The 19,234-nt window shown below is 65.9% G+C and carries 31 protein-coding genes; 30 read left to right on the top strand and 1 reads right to left on the bottom strand.

Features of this window, described 5'->3' with window-relative positions; translation table 11 throughout:
• Nucleotides 1-4 precede the first annotated feature (4 nt).
• The 25 genes from rpsS (at nt 5) to rplQ (ending at nt 13,698) form a co-directional block, all read left to right on the top strand.
• Entirely contained in the window at nt 5-286 is a 282-nt protein-coding gene (gene rpsS / locus MRBLWO12_RS10905) for a 30S ribosomal protein S19 (protein WP_045278750.1), read from the top strand.
• Nucleotides 286-684 (top strand): 50S ribosomal protein L22, encoded by a 399-nt coding sequence (gene rplV / locus MRBLWO12_RS10900; RefSeq protein ID WP_363555350.1) that lies wholly within the window; start codon nt 286-288, stop codon nt 682-684. The genes rpsS and rplV overlap by 1 nt, the downstream gene beginning before the upstream one ends.
• Nucleotides 684-1,439, top strand: coding sequence for a 30S ribosomal protein S3 (rpsC, locus tag MRBLWO12_RS10895; protein WP_363555348.1), 756 nt, complete (start codon nt 684-686; stop codon nt 1,437-1,439). The genes rplV and rpsC overlap by 1 nt, the downstream gene beginning before the upstream one ends.
• Nucleotides 1,439-1,858: a 50S ribosomal protein L16 gene (gene rplP, locus MRBLWO12_RS10890; RefSeq protein WP_136055200.1), complete on the top strand. Its 420-nt coding sequence runs from the start codon at nt 1,439-1,441 to the stop codon at nt 1,856-1,858. Before rpsC ends, rplP begins: the two co-directional genes overlap by 1 nt.
• Nucleotides 1,858-2,175, top strand: coding sequence for a 50S ribosomal protein L29 (gene rpmC / locus MRBLWO12_RS10885; protein WP_105526205.1), 318 nt, complete (start codon nt 1,858-1,860; stop codon nt 2,173-2,175). The genes rplP and rpmC overlap by 1 nt, the downstream gene beginning before the upstream one ends.
• On the top strand, nt 2,175-2,492 hold the full coding sequence (gene rpsQ, locus MRBLWO12_RS10880; RefSeq protein ID WP_363555345.1) for a 30S ribosomal protein S17: 318 nt from the start codon (nt 2,175-2,177) through the stop codon (nt 2,490-2,492). The genes rpmC and rpsQ overlap by 1 nt, the downstream gene beginning before the upstream one ends.
• Nucleotides 2,489-2,857 (top strand): 50S ribosomal protein L14, encoded by a 369-nt coding sequence (gene rplN / locus MRBLWO12_RS10875; RefSeq protein ID WP_017201583.1) that lies wholly within the window; start codon nt 2,489-2,491, stop codon nt 2,855-2,857. Before rpsQ ends, rplN begins: the two co-directional genes overlap by 4 nt.
• A gap of 2 nt (nt 2,858-2,859) precedes the next feature.
• Nucleotides 2,860-3,219: a 50S ribosomal protein L24 gene (rplX, locus tag MRBLWO12_RS10870; protein ID WP_141870964.1), complete on the top strand. Its 360-nt coding sequence runs from the start codon at nt 2,860-2,862 to the stop codon at nt 3,217-3,219.
• Entirely contained in the window at nt 3,219-3,809 is a 591-nt protein-coding gene (rplE, locus tag MRBLWO12_RS10865; RefSeq protein ID WP_141870965.1) for a 50S ribosomal protein L5, read from the top strand. The genes rplX and rplE overlap by 1 nt, the downstream gene beginning before the upstream one ends.
• A 145-nt stretch (nt 3,810-3,954) precedes the next feature.
• Complete coding sequence (gene rpsH, locus MRBLWO12_RS10860; RefSeq protein WP_141870966.1) at nt 3,955-4,353, top strand: 30S ribosomal protein S8; 399 nt, start codon at nt 3,955-3,957, stop codon at nt 4,351-4,353.
• Nucleotides 4,354-4,359: 6 nt separating this feature from the next.
• Nucleotides 4,360-4,896, top strand: coding sequence for a 50S ribosomal protein L6 (gene rplF, locus MRBLWO12_RS10855; protein ID WP_141870967.1), 537 nt, complete (start codon nt 4,360-4,362; stop codon nt 4,894-4,896).
• Nucleotides 4,897-4,898: 2 nt separating this feature from the next.
• Nucleotides 4,899-5,258 carry a 50S ribosomal protein L18 gene (gene rplR / locus MRBLWO12_RS10850; protein ID WP_029260926.1) on the top strand — a complete coding sequence of 120 codons (360 nt, stop codon included), beginning with the start codon at nt 4,899-4,901 and terminating at the stop codon, nt 5,256-5,258.
• Complete coding sequence (gene rpsE, locus MRBLWO12_RS10845; RefSeq protein ID WP_141870968.1) at nt 5,255-5,971, top strand: 30S ribosomal protein S5; 717 nt, start codon at nt 5,255-5,257, stop codon at nt 5,969-5,971. The genes rplR and rpsE overlap by 4 nt, the downstream gene beginning before the upstream one ends.
• Entirely contained in the window at nt 5,971-6,156 is a 186-nt protein-coding gene (gene rpmD / locus MRBLWO12_RS10840; protein WP_046013417.1) for a 50S ribosomal protein L30, read from the top strand. The genes rpsE and rpmD overlap by 1 nt, the downstream gene beginning before the upstream one ends.
• Nucleotides 6,156-6,791, top strand: a complete 636-nt coding sequence (gene rplO / locus MRBLWO12_RS10835) for a 50S ribosomal protein L15 (protein ID WP_363555340.1) — start codon at nt 6,156-6,158, stop codon at nt 6,789-6,791. Before rpmD ends, rplO begins: the two co-directional genes overlap by 1 nt.
• A gap of 129 nt (nt 6,792-6,920) precedes the next feature.
• A complete protein-coding gene (gene secY / locus MRBLWO12_RS10830; RefSeq protein ID WP_363555338.1) occupies nt 6,921-8,243 on the top strand; it encodes a preprotein translocase subunit SecY in 1,323 nt (440 codons plus the stop codon).
• Nucleotides 8,240-8,836, top strand: a complete 597-nt coding sequence (locus MRBLWO12_RS10825; RefSeq protein ID WP_363555336.1) for an adenylate kinase — start codon at nt 8,240-8,242, stop codon at nt 8,834-8,836. Before secY ends, MRBLWO12_RS10825 begins: the two co-directional genes overlap by 4 nt.
• 10 nt (nt 8,837-8,846) lie before the next feature.
• A complete protein-coding gene (gene map, locus MRBLWO12_RS10820) occupies nt 8,847-9,695 on the top strand; it encodes a type I methionyl aminopeptidase (protein WP_363555334.1) in 849 nt (282 codons plus the stop codon).
• Nucleotides 9,696-9,798: 103 nt separating this feature from the next.
• Entirely contained in the window at nt 9,799-10,467 is a 669-nt protein-coding gene (locus MRBLWO12_RS10815; protein ID WP_363555332.1) for a DsbA family protein, read from the top strand.
• A gap of 159 nt (nt 10,468-10,626) precedes the next feature.
• Nucleotides 10,627-10,848, top strand: a complete 222-nt coding sequence (gene infA, locus MRBLWO12_RS10810; protein WP_017201569.1) for a translation initiation factor IF-1 — start codon at nt 10,627-10,629, stop codon at nt 10,846-10,848.
• 65 nt (nt 10,849-10,913) lie between these two features.
• Entirely contained in the window at nt 10,914-11,030 is a 117-nt protein-coding gene (rpmJ, locus tag MRBLWO12_RS10805) for a 50S ribosomal protein L36 (RefSeq protein WP_005050492.1), read from the top strand.
• Nucleotides 11,031-11,211: 181 nt separating this feature from the next.
• Nucleotides 11,212-11,586 (top strand): 30S ribosomal protein S13, encoded by a 375-nt coding sequence (rpsM, locus tag MRBLWO12_RS10800; protein WP_017829190.1) that lies wholly within the window; start codon nt 11,212-11,214, stop codon nt 11,584-11,586.
• Between the two features lie 32 nt (nt 11,587-11,618).
• A complete protein-coding gene (rpsK, locus tag MRBLWO12_RS10795; protein ID WP_017829189.1) occupies nt 11,619-12,017 on the top strand; it encodes a 30S ribosomal protein S11 in 399 nt (132 codons plus the stop codon).
• Between the two features lie 142 nt (nt 12,018-12,159).
• Nucleotides 12,160-13,149, top strand: coding sequence for a DNA-directed RNA polymerase subunit alpha (locus MRBLWO12_RS10790; RefSeq protein ID WP_141870974.1), 990 nt, complete (start codon nt 12,160-12,162; stop codon nt 13,147-13,149).
• Between the two features lie 33 nt (nt 13,150-13,182).
• Nucleotides 13,183-13,698, top strand: coding sequence for a 50S ribosomal protein L17 (gene rplQ / locus MRBLWO12_RS10785; protein WP_363555330.1), 516 nt, complete (start codon nt 13,183-13,185; stop codon nt 13,696-13,698).
• 186 nt (nt 13,699-13,884) lie between these two features.
• On the opposite strand, the gene MRBLWO12_RS10780 is transcribed toward rplQ, so the two are convergent.
• Nucleotides 13,885-15,459: an AMP-binding protein gene (locus tag MRBLWO12_RS10780; RefSeq protein WP_363555328.1), complete on the bottom strand. Its 1,575-nt coding sequence runs from the start codon at nt 15,457-15,459 to the stop codon at nt 13,885-13,887.
• Between the two features lie 422 nt (nt 15,460-15,881).
• On the opposite strand from MRBLWO12_RS10780, the gene MRBLWO12_RS10775 reads away from it, so the two are divergent.
• The 5 genes from MRBLWO12_RS10775 to MRBLWO12_RS10755 are packed head-to-tail and all read left to right on the top strand — an operon-like array spanning nt 15,882 to nt 19,146.
• The gene (locus MRBLWO12_RS10775; protein WP_363555326.1) at nt 15,882-16,682 is read left to right on the top strand and encodes a sulfite exporter TauE/SafE family protein; all 801 of its coding nucleotides are present in this window, start codon (nt 15,882-15,884) and stop codon (nt 16,680-16,682) included.
• Between the two features lie 41 nt (nt 16,683-16,723).
• Entirely contained in the window at nt 16,724-17,188 is a 465-nt protein-coding gene (locus tag MRBLWO12_RS10770) for an FAS1-like dehydratase domain-containing protein (RefSeq protein WP_363555324.1), read from the top strand.
• A complete protein-coding gene (locus tag MRBLWO12_RS10765) occupies nt 17,188-17,586 on the top strand; it encodes a MaoC/PaaZ C-terminal domain-containing protein (RefSeq protein WP_363555322.1) in 399 nt (132 codons plus the stop codon). Before MRBLWO12_RS10770 ends, MRBLWO12_RS10765 begins: the two co-directional genes overlap by 1 nt.
• Nucleotide 17,587: 1 nt before the next feature.
• Nucleotides 17,588-18,718: a UDP-N-acetylmuramate dehydrogenase gene (locus MRBLWO12_RS10760; protein ID WP_363555320.1), complete on the top strand. Its 1,131-nt coding sequence runs from the start codon at nt 17,588-17,590 to the stop codon at nt 18,716-18,718.
• Nucleotides 18,719-18,744: 26 nt separating this feature from the next.
• On the top strand, nt 18,745-19,146 hold the full coding sequence (locus tag MRBLWO12_RS10755) for a VOC family protein (RefSeq protein WP_363555318.1): 402 nt from the start codon (nt 18,745-18,747) through the stop codon (nt 19,144-19,146).
• The last annotated feature ends 88 nt before the right edge of the window (nt 19,147-19,234 follow it).

Here is a 19,234-nt window from a genome sequence, read left to right as displayed (position 1 = left end):
GAAGATGCCTCGCAGTCTTAAGAAGGGCCCCTTCGTCGACGAGCACCTGCTTCGCAAGGTGATCGGTCAGAACGAAAAGGGCACGAAGAACGTCATCAAGACCTGGTCTCGCCGGTCCATGATCATCCCGGCCATGCTGGGTCACACGATCGCGGTCCACGACGGTCGCAAGCACATCCCTGTGTTTGTGTCCGAGACCATGGTCGGTCACAAGCTGGGCGAGTTCGCGCCCACCCGCACCTTCCGCGGCCACGAGAAGGACGACAAGAAGGGGCGGCGCCGCTAATGGTCGAATCGATCGCACGCGTGCGACACATCCGCGTGACCCCTCAGAAGGCTCGTCGTGTCGTCGCGCTCATCAAGGGCAAGCAGGCCCAGGAGGCTCTGGCGATCCTGAAGTTCGCACAGCAGAGCGCCAGTGAGCCGATCTACAAGCTTGTCGCGTCGGCCATGGCCAACGCGCAGGTCAAGGCAGATCGCGACGGCGAGTTCCTCGACGAGCAGGACCTGTACGTGGCTAACGCGTACGTAGACGAGGGCACGACGCTCAAGCGTTTCCAGCCCCGTGCACAGGGTCGCGCTTTCCAGATCAAGAAGCGCACGAGCCACATCACGGTCGTGCTCTCCACGCCTGCAGCAGCTCCGGCCGCAACGGGCGACAGCAACAAGAAGGCGAGCAAGTAATGGGACAGAAGGTAAACCCGTACGGCTTCCGTCTCGGTATCACCACGGACCACGTGTCGCGCTGGTTCTCGGACTCGACGAAGAAGGGTCAGCGCTACGCCGACTACGTCGCCGAGGACATCAAGATCCGCAACCTGCTGAAGACGCAGCTCGACCGCGCCGGTGTCTCGAACATCGAGATCGAGCGCACCCGTGACCGCGTCCGCGTCGACATCCACACCGCCCGTCCGGGCATCGTGATCGGTCGCCGTGGTGCAGAGGCAGAGCGTATCCGTGGCGACCTCGAGAAGCTCTCGGGCAAGCAGATCCAGCTGAACATCCTCGAGGTCAAGAACCCCGAGGCTGACGCTCAGCTCGTCGCGCAGGGCATCGCCGAGCAGCTCTCTGCTCGTGTGGCGTTCCGTCGTGCGATGCGCAAGGGTCTCCAGGGCGCGCAGCGCGCTGGTGCCAAGGGCATCCGCATCCAGGTCTCCGGCCGCCTCGGCGGCGCTGAGATGAGCCGTTCGGAGTTCTACCGCGAGGGTCGTGTGCCGCTGCACACGCTGCGCGCGAACATCGACTACGGCTTCTACGAGGCGAAGACCACCTTCGGCCGCATCGGCGTGAAGGTCTGGATCTACAAGGGCGACCTCACCGCGAAGGAGCTCGCTCGCGAGCAGGCCAACGCACCGAAGGCCCGTCGCGACGACCGTGGTGGCGACCGCCGCCGCGCGCCGCGTAACGAGGCACCTGTTGCAGAAGGAGCGTCGGCATAATGCTCATCCCCCGTAAGGTCAAGTTCCGCAAGCAGCACCACCCCGGTCGTTCGGGTCAGGCTACTGGTGGCACGAAGGTCTCCTTCGGAGACTTCGGCATCCAGGCGCTCACGCCCGCTTACGTGACGAACCGTCAGATCGAGTCCGCTCGTATCGCCATGACCCGTCACATCAAGCGTGGCGGCAAGGTGTGGATCAACATCTACCCTGACCGTCCGCTCACGAAGAAGCCTGCTGAGACCCGCATGGGTTCCGGTAAGGGTTCGCCGGAGTGGTGGGTCGCCAACGTCAAGCCGGGTCGCGTCCTCTTCGAGGTCGCCGGCGTGAGCGAGGAACTCGCTCGCGAGGCACTGACCCGTGCCATTCACAAGCTGCCTCTCAAGGCACGCATCATCAAGCGCGAGGAGGGCGACGCGTAATGGCGATCGGCACCAAGGAGCTCGCTCCTACAGAGCTCGACACGTTCGAAGACCAGCGCCTCGTCGAGGAGCTGCGTAAGGCCAAGGAGGAGCTGTTCAACCTCCGTTTCCAGTCGGCCACCGGCCAGCTGGAGAGCCACGGCCGCATCCGCGCCGTCAAGCGCGACATCGCGCGTCTCTACACCGTGATCCGTGAACGCGAGCTGGGCATCCGTGCGACGCCCGCTCCGGTCGAGGTCCCGGCGAAGAAGGCGACCAAGTCGAAGGCGAAGAAGGCGGACTCCGCCGACGACGCCGTGAAGGAAGAGGCTGAGTGATGGCCACCAAGAAGGAAGCAGCCGTCGAGGTTGAGCACGCCGCTCACGACGTCCGCGATGCGGATGCCCGTGGGTACCGCAAGGCGCGTCGTGGCTACGTCGTCAGCGACAAGATGGACAAGACCATCGTGGTCGAGGTCGAGGACCGCGTGAAGCACCCGCTTTACGGCAAGGTCATCCGCCGCACCTCGAAGGTCAAGGCGCACGATGAGGCGAACTCTGCCGGCATCGGCGACCTGGTCCTCATCAACGAGACCCGCCCGCTGAGCGCCACGAAGCGCTGGCGTCTGGTGGAGATTCTGGAGAAGGCCAAGTGATTCAGCAGGAATCCCGACTCAAGGTCGCCGACAACACCGGTGCCAAGGAGCTGCTCACCATCCGTGTGCTCGGTGGCTCCAAGCGTCGTTACGCCGGCCTGGGCGACACCATCGTCGCGACCGTCAAGGACGCGATCCCCGGTGGAAACGTCAAGAAGGGCGACGTCGTCAAGGCGGTCATCGTCCGCACCAAGAAGGAGGTCCGTCGTCCGGACGGCTCCTACATCAAGTTCGACGAGAACGCCGCAGTGATCCTGAAGAACGACGGGGAGCCCCGCGGCACCCGTATCTTCGGACCGGTCGGTCGTGAGCTTCGTGACAAGAAGTTCATGAAGATCGTGTCGCTGGCGCCGGAGGTCATCTAATCATGGCGAAGATCAAGAAGGGTGACCTGGTTCAGGTCATCACCGGAGCCAAGCAGGAGCGCGGCGGAGACCGCGGCAAGCAGGGCAAGGTCCTCGAGATCCTGTCCGAGCGCAACCGCATCATCGTCGAGGGCGTGAACTACGTCACCAAGCACACGCGCGTCGGTCAGACGCAGCGTGGCACCAAGACGGGTGGCCTCGAGACTGTCGAGGCCCCCATCCACATCTCGAACGTCGCACTCGTCGACCCTTCGACCAAGAAGCCGACCAAGGTCGGCCACCGGGTCGAGGAGCAGGTGAAGGACGGCGTCAAGCGCAACGTCCGCGTGCGTTTCGCGAAGAAGTCAGGTAAGGACCTCTGATGGCAAGCACCGATGCCGCGGTGGCTGGCAAGATCCAGCCCCGCCTGAAGGCGAAGTACAACGCCGAGATCAAGAAGGCGATGCAGGAAGAGTTCGGCTACGCGAACGTCATGCAGATCCCCGGACTGGTCAAGGTCGTCGTGAACACCGGTGTCGGCGAGGCAGCTCGCGACAGCAAGGTGATCGATGGCGCGGTCGACGACCTCACCAAGATCACCGGCCAGAAGCCGATCGTCACGAAGGCTCGCAAGTCCATCGCGCAGTTCAAGCTGCGCGAGGGTCAGGCCATCGGCGCGCACGTCACCCTCCGTGGTGACCGCGCGTGGGAGTTCGTCGACCGCCTCGTCTCGCTCGCACTGCCCCGTATCCGCGACTTCCGCGGCCTCTCGGGCAAGCAGTTCGACGGCAACGGCAACTACACCTTCGGTCTCCAGGAGCAGAGCGTGTTCCACGAGATCGATCAGGACCGCATCGACCGGGTTCGCGGCTTCGACATCACCGTCGTCACCACCGCGAAGACGGATGACGAGGGTCGGGCACTTCTCCGTCACCTCGGCTTCCCGTTCCGCTCGGAAGACGCACAGGCGTGATGCTTCGACAGGCTCAGGAACCCTCGGGTTTCTGAGCCTGTCGAACTCATCGCCAATGTGCACGTACAATTGAAGATTGCGTGCTCATCGCAGGCCGTCTGTCGTGTAACGGCAGCCGGAACCTCATGAACAAAGGAACAAAACCATGACAATGACAGACCCGGTCGCAGATCTGCTGACCCGTCTGCGTAACGCGAACTCGGCGCACCACGATTCCGTGACCCTGCCGTCGAGCAAGCTGAAGACGAACATCGCCGCCATCCTCCAGCAGGAGGGCTACATCGCCGGCTGGGAGACCTCTGACGCTCGCGTCGGAAAGAACCTGACGCTGACGCTGAAGTACGGCCCGAACCGTGAGCGGTCGATCGCAGGCATCAAGCGTGTCTCGAAGCCCGGCCTCCGCGTGTACGCGAAGTCCACGGAGCTCCCCACGGTCCTCGGCGGCCTCGGCGTGGCCATCCTGTCCACCTCCTCCGGTCTTCTCACCGACCGTCAGGCAGAGCAGAAGGGCGTGGGCGGAGAAGTTCTCGCCTACGTGTGGTAATTCGAAATGTCGCGTATTGGACGACTTCCCATCGACGTGCCTGCGGGCGTCACCGTTTCGGTTGACGGCCGTGAGGTCGCGGTGAAGGGCCCCAAGGGTGAACTCACCCTCACGGTGGCCAGCCCCATCGAGGTCGCGGTCGAGGAGAACCAGGTTCTGGTCTCCCGCCCCGACGACGAGCGCGCGTCGCGGTCGCTTCACGGCCTGACCCGCACGCTCATCAACAACAACATCATCGGCGTGACCCAGGGCTACACCAAGGGTCTCGAGGTCGTCGGAACCGGTTACCGCGTCGCTCAGAAGGGCAGCTCGGTCGAGTTCGCACTCGGCTTCTCGCACCCGGTCCTGATCGACCCGCCCGCCGGGATCACGCTCACGGTCGAGGGCAACAACAAGCTCACCGTCAGCGGAATCGACAAGCAGGCTGTCGGCGAGGCAGCTGCCAACATCCGCAAGATCCGCAAGCCTGAGCCGTACAAGGGCAAGGGTGTGCGCTACGCCGGCGAGAACGTGCGTCGCAAGGCCGGAAAGAGTGGTAAGTAACCATGGCTCTCAAGTCAAAGTCTGACGCCCGCGCGCGTCGTCACGCCCGCCTTCGCAAGAAGGTCGTCGGCACCGAGGTGCGTCCGCGCCTCGTCGTCAACCGTTCGGCTCGCCACGTCTTCGTGCAGCTCGTCGACGACAGCAAGGGTCACACCGTCGCGTCGGCTTCGACGCTCGAGACCGACCTGCGCTCGCTCGAGGGTGACAAGACCGCCAAGGCCCGCAAGGTCGGCGAGCTTCTCGCCGAGCGCGCGAAGGCTGCCGGCGTTTCCGAGGCAGTGTTCGACCGTGGCGGCAACCGCTACGCCGGTCGTGTCGCAGCCATCGCCGATGGCGCCCGCGAAGGGGGGCTGGCACTGTGAGTGACAACAAGGAGAACGAAGTGACCGAAACGGCTGCTGCCGCTCCTGAGACGGCCGCGGTCGTCTCTGAGACGGCCGCCGGTACGACCCAGGCCGAGCCGGCTCGCGAGGGCCGCCGTGGCGGCGGTCGCGATCGCAACCAGGGTGGCGGCCGTGACCGCAACTCGCGCGACCGTGGGGACAACCAGTTCCTCGAGCGCGTGGTCACCATCAACCGTGTCTCGAAGGTCGTGAAGGGTGGACGTCGCTTCAGCTTCACCGCCCTCGTGGTCGTCGGTGACGGCAACGGTCTGGTCGGCGTCGGATACGGCAAGGCTCGTGAGGTTCCCCTCGCGATCTCGAAGGGTGTCGAAGAGGCCAAGCGCAACTTCTTCCGCGTTCCGCGCGTCGGCAGCACGATCCCGCACCCGGTGCAGGGTGAAGCGGCCGCCGGTGTGGTTCTGCTCCGTCCGGCCGCGGGTGGTACCGGTGTTATCGCCGGTGGTCCCGTCCGCGCCGTGCTCGAGTGCGCCGGTATCCACGACGTCCTGTCGAAGTCCCTCGGCTCGTCGAACACGATCAACATCGTGCACGCGACCGTCGCTGCCCTGAAGCAGCTCGAGGAGCCCCGTGCGGTCGCCGCACGTCGTGGCCTCGAGTTCGACCAGGTGGCTCCGGCGCGTCTCGTCCGCGCGGAGGCCGAGGCCATCGCCGCACAGAAGGTAGGTGCCTGATGGCTTCGCGCCTCAAGGTCACGCAGGTCAAGTCCAAGGTGAGTGAGAAGCAGAACCAGCGTGACACGCTGCGCAGCCTCGGTCTCAAGCGAATCGGCGACAGCACCGTTCGCCCCGACGACGCGCAGACGCGCGGTTACGTCAAGACCGTCGCCCACCTCGTCAAGGTTGAGGAGATCGACTAATGGCTGAGAAGAACGACGCCGTCGAGGCCGAGAAGGCCCCGAAGAAGGCTGCCGCTCCCAAGGCTGCCGCCGAGAAGAAGCCCGCAGCGAAGAAGGCACCGGCCAAGGCCGCCGCCTCCGACGCCAAGGCTGAGGCTCCGGCCAAGAAGCCCGCTGCCAAGAAGGCTGCGCCGAAGAAGGATGCTCCGGCGTCCCGCCCCGGCGTGCTGAAGGTGCACCACCTGCGTCCGGTCCCCGGCGCCAACACCGCGAAGACCCGTGTCGGTCGTGGTGAGGGCTCCAAGGGTAAGACCGCTGGTCGTGGTACCAAGGGCACCAAGGCTCGCAACACCGTTCGCGTCGGCTTCGAGGGTGGGCAGATGCCTCTGCACATGCGCACCCCGAAGCTGCGCGGGTTCAAGAACCCGTTCCGCGTGGAGTACCAGGTCGTGAACCTGGAGAAGCTCGCGGAGCTGTACCCGAAGGGTGGCGACGTCACCATCAGCGACCTCGTCGCCAAGGGTGCCGTTCGCAAGAACGAGAAGGTCAAGGTTCTCGGAAACGGCGACATCGCCGTGAAGCTCACTGTTTCGGTCGACAAGGTCTCGGGTTCTGCCGAGCAGAAGATCGTGGCCGCGGGCGGATCCGTCAAGTAACCACTACGCAAGAGGGGCCGGAGATTCTCCGGCCCCTCTTGTGGTTAGTCTCTCCGGCTCGTCCGGGTAGGTTACCCTGGTCTTTCAGCCGCCCTTCGGGATTCGGCAACCCTTTCAGGAGGAACGTCCTTGTTTAGCGCCATCGCGCGGATCTTCCGCACGCCCGACCTGCGTCGGAAGATCGGTTTCACTCTGGCGATCGTCGCCATCTACCGGCTCGGTTCCAATGTCCCGGCTCCGTTCGTGCATTTCCCGAACGTCGAGGAGTGCCTCGCTCAGAATGCGGGCACCGACGGACTGCTCGGTCTGGTCAACCTCTTCTCCGGCGGTGCGCTCCTGCAGCTGTCGATCTTCGCGCTCGGCGTCATGCCGTACATCACCGCGACGATCATCACGCAGCTTCTGCGCGTCGTCATCCCGCACTTCGAGGCGCTGCACAAGGAAGGGCAGGCCGGTCAGGCCCGCCTCACCCAGTACACGCGGTACCTCACGATCGCCCTCGCGCTGCTGCAGTCGACCACGCTGGTCACGGTCGCCCGCAGCGGCCAGCTGTTCGGCACGACGGATGTCGCGGCCTGCCAGAACCTGCTGACGAATGACGTGTGGTGGGCGCAGCTGCTCATCATCATGGCGATGACCGCCGGTACCGGCCTCATCATGTGGTTCGCTGAGCTCGTTACCGAGCGCGGCATCGGCAACGGCATGTCCCTGCTGATCTTCACCTCGATCTCCGCCACGTTCCCCGGAGCGATGTGGATGATCTGGGAGAGCAAGGGCTTCGAGGTCTTCCTGCTCGTGCTGCTGGTCGGCATCATCGTGATGGGGCTCGTCGTGTTCGTCGAGCAGTCCCAGCGACGCATCCCGGTGCAGTACGCCAAGCGCATGGTCGGACGCCGGACATACGGCGGAACGAACACCTACATCCCGATCAAGGTGAACATGGCGGGTGTGATCCCCGTGATCTTCGCGTCGTCGCTGCTGTACATCCCGGCGCTGATCGCTCAGTTCAACACCCCGCAGGACGGCTCGACGCCGCCGGCATGGGTCTCCTGGATCAGCGCGAACTTCACCACGGGAAACCACCCGGTCTACATGGCCGTGTACTTCCTGCTCATCATCGGCTTCACGTACTTCTATGTCGCGATCACGTTCAACCCGGTCGAGGTCGCCGACAACATGAAGAAGTACGGCGGCTTCATCCCGGGCATCCGTGCCGGACGCCCGACCGCCGAGTACCTCGACTACGTGCTCACACGTATCACGCTCCCCGGTTCCATCTACCTGGGTCTCATCGCGCTGATTCCGCTCATCGCTCTCGCCACCGTCGGCGCCAACCAGAACTTCCCGTTCGGTGGCGCCTCGATCCTGATCATCGTGGGTGTGGGTCTCGAGACGGTCAAGCAGATCGACGCGCAGCTGCAGCAGCGCCACTACGAAGGGCTTCTTCGATGACAGCATCCGCACGCCTCCTGATCGTCGGCCCTCAGGGCTCCGGCAAGGGCACGCAGGGTGTGCGCATCGCCGAGTCGTACGGCATCCCCGTGGTGTCGACGGGAGACATCTTCCGCGCGAACATCAAGGAGGGGACGCCGCTCGGCCAGCAGGTCACGGCGATCCTCGACAAGGGCGATCTGGTGCCGGACGAGCTGACCAGCGAGATCGTGCGCGACCGTCTGTCGCAGGAGGATGCCGCGAACGGCTTCCTGCTCGACGGCTACCCGCGCAACACGGCGCAGGTGGCGCACCTCGAGGCGTTCCTGGCCGAGCGCGGCGAGGCCCTCGACGCCGTGATCCTGCTCGACGTCCCGCGTGAGGAGAGCCTGTCCCGGCTCACGCTGCGTGCGACGGAGCAGGGGCGTTCGGATGACACCCCCGAGGCCATCGGTCACCGTCTGGACATCTACGAGCGCGAGACTGCTCCGATCATCGAGGTGTACGGCGCCAAGGGCATCGTCGACCGCATCGACGGCGTCGGCTCGCTCGAGGAGATCACCTCTCGTGTCTTCGCCGCGCTGACCGCTCGCGGTCTGCGTCTCGCAGCCTGAGGGGCCGAGCATGTTCCGCCGGTCGATCTACAAGACCCCGGCTCAGTTGCGAGCCATGGTCGAGCCGGGGCTCATCACCGCGGCAGCACTGGATGCGGTCCGGCCCCTGATCAAGCCCGGCGTCACGACGCTCGAGCTCGATCAGGCCGCCAATCGCGTGATCATCGGGCGCGGCGCGGAGTCCAACTTCCAGCTCGTGCGCGGCTACCACCACACGATCTGCGTGTCGGTGAACGCGCAGGTCGTCCACGGCATCCCCGGTGACCTGGTGCTGCAGCCGGGTGACATCGTGTCCGTGGACTGCGGTGCGCAGTTCGAGGGGTGGAACGGCGACAGCGCCGTGACGTTCGTGGTGCCCGACCCGGAGCGGCCGGAGCTCGTCTCCCGTCGTGAGGAGCTCTCGCGCGTCACGGAGGGCTCCCTGTGGGCCGGTATCGCGGCCATGGCCACGGCAACCCACATCGGCGAGATCGGCGCCGCCATCCAGGAGTACATCGAGGCGCAGGGCCCGTCGGCCGTGTCGGGGGAGACCTACGGCATCCTCCGCGAATACGTCGGCCACGGCATCGGACGCAAGATGCACGAGGCTCCGAGCGTCTTCAACTACCGCACGCCGGACCCTGGCCCCGAGATCAAGGACGGTCTCGTCCTGGCGATCGAGCCGATGGTGACCGCGGGCGGCGAGGCGACCTACATCGAGGACGACGACTGGACCGTCACCACCGTCGACGGCACGGACGGCTCGCACTGGGAGCACAGCGTCGCACGTCATGCGGACGGCATCTGGGTGCTGACTGCCGTGGACGGTGGAGCGGCCGGTCTCGCGCCGTTCGGCATCGTTCCCGTTCCCGTGCCCTGATCCGCCGCGCGTCCCTCACACGAACTGCATAGGCTGATACGGCAAAATCAAAAGGTACATGCGCCTGCATGATGTGCGGCGAGACCGAGAGAAACGGAACACAATGGCAGCGGCGAAGAGCAACACCAACTGGTTCGCGATCGGCGTCTCCGCCGCCGTGGTCGTCGTACTGGTGGTCCTGGGTGGACTCGTGGTGTTCCTGAACAACCAGGCCACCGCTCCCGGCGTCGCGCCCAGCAGCAACGAGGCGTTCAACGCGGACACGGGCGCCATCTCGTTCGGTGATGGCGAGGACACCGTGGCGGTGTTCGTCGACTTCCAGTGCCCGGTCTGCAAGAGCTTCGAAGACCAGTTCGGTCCGCAGCTGGAGGCAGCCGCGGCGGACGGGCGTATCACTCTCGAGTATCACCCGATCGCGATCCTGGACCGCTTCTCGCAGGGGACCGATTTCTCCTCTCGCTCCGCAGGCGCTGCAGTCTGCGTCGCAGAGTCGAACCCGGACCTGTACCTGGACTACGCCAAGACGCTGTTCGCCAACCAGCCGGCGGAGAACTCGTCGGGGCTGACCAACGAGCAGCTCGCCGACTTCGCGACGCAGGTCGGTGCGGACGACGCCGTGTCGTGCATCAACGACGAGACATACCGCAAGTTCGGCGTCGCGCAGGCCAAGTCCAATGACATCAACGGCACGCCGACGGTCGACGTCAACGGCACGCGCTTGAATCTGCAGGATTCCGCGGATCTCAAGAAGCTCACCGATCTCATCGGCTGACCCCGCTGGTTCGCCGGCGCTCAAGTTGCCGGATGGCTCCGGAGCGTCTAATATAGATCTTTGGTGCTTTGTGCCTTGATTCGGCGTGTCCGGCGGCGCAGCACCACAATCCATTCACCCACCGCAGATCGACCGGTCTGCAGAAGCGTCAGCGAGGCTATGGCTAAGAAAGACGGTGTCATCGAGATCGAGGGCGTGATCTCCGAAGCACTGCCCAACGCGATGTTCCGCGTTGAGCTCAGCAACGGACACAAGGTCCTGGCAACGATCTCCGGCAAGATGCGGCAGAACTACATCCGTATCATCCCCGAAGACCGCGTGGTCGTGGAGCTCAGCCCCTACGACCTCACCCGCGGCCGTATCGTCTACCGCTACCGCTAACCGGTCGAGAAGTAACGGCCTGCCTCGGCATCGGGGCGGTACGAAGACAGCGAACAGGAAACATCATGAAGGTCAACCCCAGCGTCAAGCCCATCTGCGATCACTGCAAGGTGATCCGCCGTCACGGCCGCGTCATGGTGATCTGCAAGAGCAACCCGCGTCACAAGCAGCGCCAGGGCTAAGCACCTGCGCTGTGCGGCCACCGCTCTCGCACATCTCACAACTGAATACACATACGGCAGGATCAGACGCTTCGACAGGCTCAGCGACCGGGTAACCGGCGGAGCGGTTGAGGCTGACACCTCGGGCGGAGGCCCGGGCACCGATCCTGTTCCATACCTCCACAACACCCAGGAGAACCGCATGGCACGTCTTGCCGGCGTTGACATCCCGCGCGATAAGCGCGTGGTGATCGCCCTTACCTACATCTACGGCGTCGGCCGTACCCGCTCGGTCGAGATCCTCAAGGCGACTGAGATCGACGAGAGCATCCGCGTGAAGGACCTCAGTGATGACCAGCTGATCGCCCTCCGCGACCACATCGAAGGCAACTACAAGGTGGAGGGTGACCTGCGCCGCGAGGTCGCCGCAGACATCCGCCGCAAGGTCGAGATCGGCTCCTACGAGGGCATCCGCCACCGTCGTGGTCTCCCGGTCCGTGGTCAGCGCACCAAGACCAACGCCCGTACCCGCAAGGGCCCGAAGCGCACCGTCGCAGGCAAGAAGAAGGCCCGCTAAGCAGCGGCCCCAGGGACTAGGAGAACACTTTCATGGCTGCACCCAAGGCCGCCGCGCGCAAGCCGCGCCGCAAGGAAAAGAAGAACATCGCGCTGGGCCAGGCCCACATCAAGTCGACGTTCAACAACACGATCGTCTCGATCACCGACCCGTCCGGCGCTGTCATCGCGTGGGCATCGTCGGGTGGCGTGGGCTTCAAGGGCTCCCGCAAGTCGACCCCGTACGCCGCCGGTATGGCTGCCGAGTCCGCTGCCCGTCAGGCTGCGGAGCACGGCGTCAAGAAGGTCGACGTCCTCGTGAAGGGTCCGGGCTCCGGCCGCGAGACCGCGATCCGTTCGCTCCAGGCCGCCGGCCTCGAGGTCGGCTCGATCCAGGACGTCACCCCGCAGGCGCACAACGGCTGCCGCCCGCCGAAGCGTCGCCGCGTCTGATCCGGCTGGTTGAGCCGCTCGTGCCTTCGACATACTGAAGCGCCGAGCGGCTCTCCGCCCGCGTGCGGGCATCGACTTCCACAACTCAAGACCTCACCCACCACATGTCATATAGCGGGCATGTGATCGAAAGGAACACAGAGTGCTTATTGCACAGCGTCCCACACTGACCGAGGAAAAGATCGTCGAGAACCGTAGCCGGTTCATCATCGAGCCTCTGGAGCCCGGCTTCGGTTACACGATCGGCAACGCGCTGCGCCGCAGCCTGCTGTCGTCGATCCCCGGCGCCGCGGTCACCAGCGTTCGCATCGACGGTGTGCTGCACGAGTTCAGCACCATCCCCGGCGTGAAGGAGGATGTCACCGAGATCATCCTCAACATCAAGCAGCTGGTCGTCTCCTCGGAGCGCGACGAGCCCATCACGGCGTACCTGCGTAAGACCGGTGCGGGCGAAGTGACCGCCGCTGACATCTCGGCTCCGGCCGGTGTCGAGGTCCACAACCCCGAGCTCGTCATCGCGACCCTGAACGACACCGCGAAGTTCGAGCTCGAGTTGACGATCGAGCGTGGCCGTGGCTACGTCTCGGCGACGCAGAACCGCAACGAGTACGCCGAGGCCGGCCAGGTGCCGATCGACTCGATCTACTCGCCCGTCCTGAAGGTCAGCTACCGCGTCGAGGCGACTCGTGCCGGTGAGCGCACCGACTTCGACAAGCTCGTCCTCGACGTCGAGACCAAGTCGTCGATCAGCCCCCGCGACGCCGTCGCTTCGGCTGCGAAGACGCTGACCGAGCTGTTCGGTCTCGCTCGCGAGCTGAACGTCGAGGCCGAGGGCATCGAGATCGGCCCGGCACCGGTGGAGGCAGTGAACTCCAGCGAGCTGTCGATGCCGATCGAGGACCTCGACCTGTCGGTCCGCTCGTACAACTGCCTGAAGCGTGAGGGCATCAACACCGTTTCTGAGCTCGTCGCCCTGTCGGAGACGCAGCTCATGAACATCCGCAATTTCGGCCAGAAGTCGGTCGACGAGGTGCGCGACAAGCTCATCTCGCTCGGTCTGTCGCTCAAGGATTCGGTGCCCGGTTTCGACGGCGCCCACTTCTACGGCGGCAGCGAAGACGAGTCCTTCTGATACCCGACCTTTCTGACCAGGAGCTAGACGATTATGCCCAAGCCCACTAAGGGTCCCCGCCTCGGAGGCGGCCCCGCACACGAGCGCCTCATGCTTGCGAACCTCGCAGCAGCGCTCTACACCCACAAGTCGATCAAGACGACCGAGACGAAGGCCAAGCGCCTTCGCCCGCTCGCCGAGCGTCTGATCACCTTCGCCAAGCGTGGCGACCTGCACGCGCGCCGTCGCGTGCTCGCGGTCATCGGTGACAAGAGCGTCGTGCACACGCTCTTCACCGAGATCGCTCCGCTCGTCGCGGACCGCGAGGGTGGCTACACCCGTATCACCAAGGTCGGGAACCGCAAGGGCGACAACGCCCCCATGGCCGTGATCGAGCTCGTCCTCGAGCCCGTGAACCCGAAGCCGAAGTCGGCCAAGAAGACCGCCAAGGCTGAGAAGCCGGCAGAGGTCGTCGAGGAGGCTCCCGTCGAGGAGGCTCCCGAGGCTGCCGCTGAGGAGGCTCCCGCTGAGGAGACCACCGAGGCTCCCGCCGAGGAGAAGTCCGAGTAATCACTCGATTTCATGGCGAAGCCCGCCGCCCCTTCCGGGGCGGCGGGCTTCTTCGTGTCCGGGTGCGGCGCCGTGCGCCGTGACGTTTCACGGAGGTGGGGACGGATCGCGGAGCATCCGCCACCGAAACCTCCGCAGATCGTCACAAGCTCCGTGAATCGTCGGGCGGTACGACCCGCGGTCAGCTCAGCGGGCGCGCAGATCCTTGCGCAGGATCTTGCCGGAACTGGACTTGGGGATGGCGTCGATGAACTCGACCTGACGAACCTTCTCGTGCGGGGCCACCCGCCCGGCCACGTGCGCCATCACCGCATCCGCGTCGATCTCCGCGCCCTGCTGCACGACGACGAACGCCTTCGGCACTTCCTGGCCGTCTTCGTCGAGCGCGCCGACCACCGCCGCGTCCGCGATGGACGGATGCTCGAGGAGCACTGCCTCCAGCACCGCGGGCGCGACCTGGTACCCCTTGTACTTGATCAGTTCCTTGAGCCGATCGACGATGCGGAAGATGCCGTCATGCGTGACCGTGGCGACGTCTCCGGTGTGCAGCCAGCCGTCGGCATCGAGCATCTCGGCCGTGGCATCCGGACGGTTCAGGTACCCGCTCATCACCTGTGGCCCGCGGATGAGAAGCTCGCCGGGTTCGCTCGCACCCGCGGAGGGCACGACGACCTCGGCGCCGGTCTCCGCATCGAGGAGGCGCGCTTCGGTGCTTGCGAGCAGCAACCCCACAGAGGAACGGTCGATGTCGTCACGGTCGAAGGGGATCGCGTGCGTGACCGGGCTGGTCTCGGTCATGCCGTAACCCTGGCAGACCGTGCACCCCAGACGTGCGGCGACGGCCGAAGCGAGGGCTCCGTCCAGGGGTGCTGCCCCCGAGAAGATGACCTTGATCGCCGAGAGGTCGTACTGATCCACGAGCGGATGCTTCGCGAGAGCGACGGCGATGGGCGGGGCGATGAACACCCAGCTGGTGCGATGCTCCGCGACCACACGCAGGAACTCCACGAGGTCGAACTTCGGCATGGTGACCAGTGCCGCCCGCTGCCTGAGCGCGAAGTTCAGCAGCACCGTCATACCGTAGATGTGGAAGAACGGCAGCACGGCCAGCACCCGGTCGTCGTCTCCGAGCGAGATCGTCGACCGGCATTGCGTGACGTTCGCCACCAGGTTGCGATGGGTCAGCATCACGCCCTTCGGCCGTCCGGTCGTGCCGGACGAGTAGGGGAGCACCGCGAGATGCGTCGCGGGGTCGAAGGAGACCTCAGGGGCCGCATGCCCCTCTCCGAGGAGGGCGGGCAGCGGCGGGTGGCCCTCGGCGCCGTCGAGCACGATCAGGTGGTCGGCGTCGATGCCGACCTCCGCAGCAGCGGCAAGAGCGCCGGGAAGCAGGGGCGAGACGGTGATCAGCCACTCGGCGCCGGCATCGGTGAGCTGGTTCGCGATCTCATCTGACGTGTAGAGGGAATTGATGGTGGTCGCGGTGGCGCCCGCGCGGAGGATGCCATGGAAGACCGAGGCGAACGCGGGGATGTTCGGGCAGAGGACGCCGATGCGCGTGCCGACACCGACACCGCGTGCTGCCAGGGCGCCCGCGAACAGGCCGATCTGCCCGACGAGCTGGCGATAGGTCGTGGTCGCGCCACTCGTGCCGTCGATCAGTGCGACGGCGTCCAGCCGTGCGTCATCGAGGTCACCGAACAGGAAGTCGTACACGGAGACGTCGGGGATCTCCAGGTCGGGGAACGTGCTGCGAACCATCAGATCTCCTTCGATCCGGTCGACGCCGGCGCCATCGCCGGTGTTGCGATCCAGTCTCGCATATGACGGGACTGCGTCCCAGGGGTTTGCGGATCGCGTTCAAGTGACGTGCGATGCGGCGAAAGCACCCGGCAACTGGGGGATCCCGCGCAGGAGGGGTGACGCGAGCGAGCGGTTGTGCTCTCCTGGGAGCGAGAGGCGCGCGCATCTCCCCATTCCCCACAGCGCTGCGCCCCTCGTGAACTGATCGCGGCTGTCGCGTGACTCCCACTGCGCGACGATGCACAGGCACACCGGAAGACCCGGTCACGGCTCCCCCCGAGATCGGGTCTTCTGCTCGTCCAGGGCGTCGGGCAGGTGTGCGGCGCGGGAGTAGGCTTGTCGCGGTGCGGCCGTCGTGCGTCGCGGGGGAGGAACGCAGCGTGAACGATGCCGCGGCAGGTCTGCGTCGAGGGCCGCGCGCATACGCGGCGTTCATCGGAATCGGCCTTCTCGCCGGATTGCTGTCCGGTCTCTTCGGAGTCGGGGGCGGAACGGTCATCGTGCCGCTGCTCGTGCTGCTGCTGCAGTTCGACCAGCGCATTGCCGCTGGTACCTCGCTCGCAGCGATCGTGCCCACGGCCAGCGTCGGAGTGATCTCCTACGCCGTCTCCGGCTCGGTGGCATGGATTCCGGCGCTCATCCTCGCGGCAGGAGCCGTGGTCGGCGCACAGATCGGCACCAGGCTGCTCCCACGCATCTCCCAGACCGCGTTGCGCTGGGGCTTCGTCGGTTTCCTGGTCCTCGTCATCATCACGCTGTTCCTCGTGATCCCGTCGCGCGATGCGACCTTCGAACTGACGTTGCTCACGGGGCTCGCCCTGGTCGGTGTGGGACTCGGCACTGGGGTGCTCGCCGGCCTCATCGGCGTGGGCGGCGGCGTGATCGTCGTCCCCGTCCTGATGCTGGCGTTCGGCACGAGCGACCTGGTGGCCAAAGGCACCTCCCTGCTCATGATGATCCCCACCGCGGTGTCGGGCACGATCGGGAACCTGCGCACCCGCAACGTCGACCTGCGTGCCGCCGTGCTGATCGGCGTGTCCGCCTGCACCACGACGGCTCTCGGCGCGTGGATCGCCACCCTCATCGATCCGACTGCCGGGAACATTCTCTTCGCGGCATATCTCGTCGTCATCGCCGTGCAGATGGCGATCAAGGCGGTACGGGGCCGCCGCAGGGGCTGAGCGCGGAACCGGGCGACCGCCATGCTCGATAGGATCGAGGGGTGGCAGTGAACACAGAACTGATCGGCCGGGAGTTCCCGCCGACCGCCCCGTACCTCGTCGGCCGGGAGAAAGTGCGCGAGTTCGCTCGCGCCGTCTTCGCCGAGGCTCCGCAGCACACCGACGTCGAGGCCGCCCGCGCGGCCGGATACGCCGACGTCGTCGCGCCGCCGACCTTCGCGATGGTCATCCAGGATCTGACCCTGCAGCAGCTCCTCGCACTGCCGGATTCCGGCATCGTGCTGGCGCGTACGATCCACGCGGAGCAGCGGTTCGCCTACTCGCGTCCGATCGTCGCCGGCGATGAGCTCGTCGGGCAGCTGCGCGTCACCGCCATCCGCGCGATGGCAGGAAACGCGCTGATCACCAGCGAAGCCGAGATCACAGATGTCGACGGCGCCCATGTGGTGACCGCGACCAGCGTGCTGCTGGTCGGCGATGACAAGGAAGAGGAGGCGACGCGCTGATGTCGTATTCCGTCGGAGACGTCCTCGCCGAGCGCACGGTGCACCTGACGCGCGAGTCGCTCGTGCGCTACGCCGGAGCATCCGGAGACTTCAACCCCATCCACTACCGCGACGACATCGCGTCCTCCGTGGGACTGCCTGGTGTCCTCGCGCACGGCATGCTCACGATGGGTATCGCCTCGTCCGTGCTCCTCGCCGCGCTCGAGCCCGGCGTGCGCATCCTCGACTACGGCGTGCGCTTCACCAAGCCGGTCGTCGTCGACCCGGTGGACGGTGCTGATGTGCACGTCACCGCAACAGTTGGTGCCGTCGATGACGATGCCGCGCGCGTCGACCTGAAGGTCACGTTCGGCGACGCCACTGTGCTCGTCAAGGCGCAGCTGCGCATCGCGGTCTGACATGAGAGAGATCGATCCGATCCGCCTCGCCGACCTCACCACGCTGCGCACCGGGGCTGCGCCCGAGCGGATGCAGGAGGCGACGACCACCGCAGGGCTCGTCGAGGCACTGCGCGACACCTGGGCACGGGGCGACGACTGGTTCGTGCTCGGCGGCGGGTCCAACCTCTTCGTCGGCGACGAGCCCTTCGAGGGCACTGTCGTCCGCATCCTGACGACAGGGATCGAAGAGCTCCCTTCGCCTCATGCCGGTCGCATCCGTCTGCGAGCCCAGGCCGGGCACGGGTGGGATGACTTCGTCGCCTACGCCGTCGAGCACGGGTACGCGGGGCTGGAGGCGATGTCGGGGATCCCCGGCACGGTCGGTGCCGCTCCGGTGCAGAACATCGGCGCCTACGGCCAGGAGGTCCAGGAGACGCTCGTCGAGGTCGAACTGATCGATGCGAGCACGGGAGAGATCTCCACCGTCCCCGCCGCAGCATTGGGCCTCGGGTTCCGCACATCGGTGCTCAAGCATCACTACGGCAGCGAGCCGCAGCGCCGCGCCGTCATCCTGTCGGTGACCGTCGATCTGGTCGTGACGCCGGAGCGCATCGTGCGCGGCGAGCAACTGCGCCGCGCACTCGGCCTCGAGGGCGACGCTCCGGTCGCTCTGACCTGGGTGCGTGAGCGCATTCTGGACACGCGCGCGTCCAAGGGGATGCTGCTCGACGAGAACGACCCCGATACGCACGGCGTCGGATCCTTCTTCCAGAACGCGATCGTCCCGGAATCCGTCGCCCGTGCCCTGCCGGCGGAGTGCCCGCGGTGGCCGGTGAACCCCGATCTCGACGCGATCACCGTCATCCCTCTTGCGAACTACGACGGTCTGGTGCCGGCCCCGCGTCGCGGTCCCACCGATGTCAAGGTGAGTGCGGCCTGGCTCATCGAACAGGCCGGAATCCGCAAGGGCTTCAAGCTCCCGCGATCGCGGGCATCGGTCTCGACCAAGCACGCTCTCGCGCTCACGAACCGCGGGGGAGCGAACGCCGCGGAGGTGGCCGAGCTCGCGCGCTTCATCCAGAGCCGAGTCCACGCGGAGTTCGGCTTGGTGCTCCAGCCTGAGCCGGTGCTGGTCGGCGTCGAGCTCTGACGGTCGGCCGAGGCTACACTCGCGGCATGAGTGGACTGATCCCCTACCTCCTGTTCCCCGGCAACGCGGCTGAGGCGATGCGGCACTATCAGTCCGTGTTCGGCGGTGTGCTGCAGATGTTCGACTACGCCCAGCTCGACAGGCACGACGGTCCGAGTGATGCGATCGGTCACGCGACGCTGCAGGGCGTCGTGGAACTCTCCGGAGCGGACGCCGGCATCGACGACGACGCGGTGCAGATGAACGGTATGTTTCTCTCGCTGCTCGGGACAGCCGATGCATCGACGTTGACCGGCTGGTTCGCGGATCTCTCCGTCGGCGGCCGGGTGATTGACCCGCTGCAGCGGCGCGCCTGGGGCGACTGGGACGGCACGCTCGTGGACCGCTACGGTATCCGCTGGCTGATCGGGTATCACCCGCAGGACTGAGGGCCGGCGCCGCGTGCGTCGAGACCCCCCCACCGTGACGAGACCCCCTCCTGCACGTGTCGGCAGGAGGGGGTCTCGTCGGTACGGT

The organism is Microbacterium sp. LWO12-1.2, assembly GCF_040675875.1.
GTDB lineage: Bacteria > Actinomycetota > Actinomycetes > Actinomycetales > Microbacteriaceae > Microbacterium.
This window is presented reverse-complemented; position numbering and strand designations above follow the sequence as displayed.